2 protein-coding genes and 2 tRNA genes are annotated in these 1882 nt (G+C 52.9%); 1 reads left to right on the top strand and 3 read right to left on the bottom strand.

The genetic code is table 11. From position 1 onward, the window contains the following. Positions 1-124: 124 nt before the first annotated feature. Positions 125-382: a hypothetical protein gene (locus QO231_RS26005; protein WP_316783186.1), complete on the top strand. Its 258-nt coding sequence runs from the start codon at positions 125-127 to the stop codon at positions 380-382. A 158-nt stretch (positions 383-540) separates the two neighbouring features. Here QO231_RS26005 and QO231_RS26000 read toward each other — a convergent pair. From QO231_RS26000 to QO231_RS25990, 3 genes are all read right to left on the bottom strand, one after another. After that, positions 541-616: transfer RNA gene (locus QO231_RS26000), tRNA-Thr, on the bottom strand. A 163-nt stretch (positions 617-779) separates the two neighbouring features. Further along, positions 780-1259, bottom strand: coding sequence for an IS5 family transposase (locus QO231_RS25995; RefSeq protein ID WP_316783184.1), 480 nt, complete (start codon positions 1257-1259; stop codon positions 780-782). Positions 1260-1769: 510 nt separating this feature from the next. Further along, positions 1770-1846 (bottom strand) — tRNA-Met (locus QO231_RS25990). Between the last annotated feature and the right edge of the window lie 36 nt (positions 1847-1882).

The raw sequence follows: 1882 nt of genomic DNA, 5'->3' as shown, positions 1-1882 counted from the left end.
GGCCCCATCGGAAACATCCCCCCAGCAGAGGCCGAAGACAACTTCTATGCACAGCGCGACGTGCTCGATATGGTCGCGTGAAATGAAGCTATAGGTCTCCGACAAACCCGGGGCGATTCAGGGCATGGAAAAGGCCGATTTCTATACTCTGTTCGTGGAAGTTGATCGTGTACTGCATAGAGACAATGATGCCCTGGAGCCCGCAGCATCAGGGCAAAGGCTTGGCGACTTCTTTGACCAAGTGAACCAGTTGCGCGAAAGTGATGACGCACCAGTCGGCAATGTAGGCGACTACCTCCGCGCCACACTTCAATCCACCAACGACCGGACAACCCGTGCCACGCGCGGCAGGATTATTCGGGAAGTTCTGCTGGATACCTAGTAGCCAACCGATCCCTTAGCGAACGCTGGATTCAGAGCAACCTTTGAAGATAACGTCGGAGGTCGACTCAATTTCTGTACTTATACTGTATTCAGCGCAGTATGCATCGCTATCTGGCCGATCTCAAAAGCACAAGTCGTTGTTTTTGCTGTGTAAATTGGTGCCCCCACACGGACTCGAACCGCGGACCTACTGATTACAAATCAGTTGCTCTACCAGCTGAGCTATAGGGGCGCGTCGTTGAGATCAACGACTTTGGGAAACCAGCTCCAACAAACTCACAAAGTTGCAAGTGTGTATTATGAAGCTGTGGTCCGATGGCAGGCTGATTACACAGGAGCGCCGCCTATGGCAATACTGAATCGCTCTCCATTCTTGAGAGGATGAGAATCGATAGCTAGGCAGCGGACTCATAAAACTCGATCCATAGCCTGACCGACGCCAGTTTGATCATCGACAGGAAGTTTCGTGATGATTTCTCGTATCGGGTTGCGATGCGGCGGAAGGAGGATTTCAGTCTGCCAAAGAAGCGCTCGATCTTGTTGCGCTGTCGGTAGATTTCAGCGTCAAATTCGGCGGATAGTTTGCGGTTGGCCTTGGGAGGGATCACGTCGGTTGCCCCCTGTTCCCAGATCATGTCCCTGATCCAATCTGCGTCATATGCCTTGTCCGCCAATACATGTTGGCCAGGTTGCAAGTTGTCCAAGAGCGTCTTGCACGGCGGCGCGTCATGGGCTTGGCCGGGAGTCAATTCATATCGGATTGGCAACCCGTCTTGATTGGTAAGCGCATGAATTTTCGTTCCTAATCCGCCTCGAGAACGACCTAAACACCGGCGCGGGTCTTTTTTTGAGCGTGGTGGCAGAATGATGGGCACGGATCGTCGTGCCGTCCATTGCCCGTCAGTTGATTGCAAAGCAATCAATGAGAGGGGACCATGACCGTATCGACGTTATCAGCGTCGGCGATGGCTTCCATGATGCGGTCCCAGTGACCTGCATAACTGAGACTTCGACACCCAGACCTTTGAGAAACTCACCTCCTGTCATCCAACAGGCCTTGAACCTCAAATCACACCAAACTCAGGAAGGTGGGTTCCAGACACCGCATACAAAGGTTGAGCAAACTCTACATCAGAACGAGGGAAGTTTCGGGGGGCAGGTCACCCGCCATCACCTACCTCAAGATGTCCACTATCGATGGTGGACACTATCACCCACTCCATCACGCAGGCAGGGCAGTCAGACCGGACGGATACCCCCAACGCGAAAAGCCCCCGGTTTTAAGGGGGACTCGTCAAACGTTGACTTGGCGTTGACTCGTTTTTGCGCGAACTATACGCGAGTGTTTTTGTCGGATTCCAACCATTTGATAAGGTTGGTAAATTTGGTTGCGGGAGTAGGATTTGAACCTACGACCTTCAGGTTATGAGCCTGACGAGCTACCGGACTGCTCCATCCCGCGCCAATTTGGTTTCCCCTGGTGTTGTAGCGAGTCGGG

Origin of the sequence: Sedimentitalea todarodis (genome assembly GCF_032595355.1) — a bacterium.
Taxonomy (GTDB): domain Bacteria; phylum Pseudomonadota; class Alphaproteobacteria; order Rhodobacterales; family Rhodobacteraceae; genus Sedimentitalea; species Sedimentitalea todarodis.
Note: the sequence above shows the minus strand (reverse complement) of the source record. Positions and strands in the feature narration are given on the sequence as shown.

Bases quoted from the DNA above. Each gene is read 5' to 3' on its own strand.
- QO231_RS26005 (WP_316783186.1), top strand. From the start codon at position 125: ATGGAAAAGGCCGATTTCTATACTCTGTTCGTGGAAGTTGATCGTGTA.